The organism is Mesorhizobium sp. M0715 (genome assembly GCF_040320355.1).
Taxonomy (GTDB): Bacteria; Pseudomonadota; Alphaproteobacteria; order Rhizobiales; family Rhizobiaceae; genus Mesorhizobium.
The window spans coordinates 1-681 of sequence record NZ_JAMYPL010000077.1 but is presented as its reverse complement, the minus strand read 5'-3'; the positions used below and the strand labels follow the sequence as shown (position 1 = coordinate 681).

1 protein-coding gene is annotated in these 681 nt (G+C 55.9%); it reads left to right on the top strand.

The annotated features are described in order from the left end of the window. Nucleotides 1-10: 10 nt before the first annotated feature. Nucleotides 11-681: two-component system response regulator VirG (gene virG / locus NKI21_RS32360; RefSeq protein WP_352556354.1), on the top strand; the 671-nt coding region annotated here is incomplete at its 3' end.

Genomic DNA, 681 nt, shown 5'->3' with positions numbered 1-681 from the left:
AGGTGTGCCGTTGAAACATGTTCTTGTCATTGACGATGATGCCGCAATGCGGCGCCTCATCGCCGAGTATCTCACGATGCATGCCCTGAAGGTAACCGCAGTCCACGATAGCAAGCAGTTTGACTATGTTCTTTCACGTGAGCCAGTCGATCTCGTGGTTGTTGACCTTAACCTAGGCCGGGAGGATGGACTTGCGATCGTCCGCAATCTGGCGACAAAATCGGATGTTCCTATCATAGTGATCAGCGGCGACCGGCTTGATGAGGCGGAAAAAGTGGTTGCACTGGAGCTCGGCGCAACCGATTTCATTCCCAAGCCTTTCGGGATGCGCGAATTCTTGGCCCGCATTCGAGTAGCGCTACGCCAGCGCATTTCTAGTCCGCGAACCAGAGAGCAGCGCTCATTTCGCTTTGGGGCCTGGAAGCTCAGCGTGAAGCAGCGGCGACTGATCTGTGCGGAGCGTGGCGAGGTCAAGCTTACCGCATGTGAGTTCAATCTCTTGATCGCATTTCTGGAGAACCCCCGCAACGTGCTATCCAGAGAACGGCTTTTGCTCGCGAGCCGTGTGCGTGGAGAAGAGGTGTACGATCGAAGTATCGATGTCCTAATCATGCGCTTGCGCCGAAAGCTGGAGGCTGATGCGGCCAACCCTCGCCTGGTCAAAACATCCCGTGGCGCAGG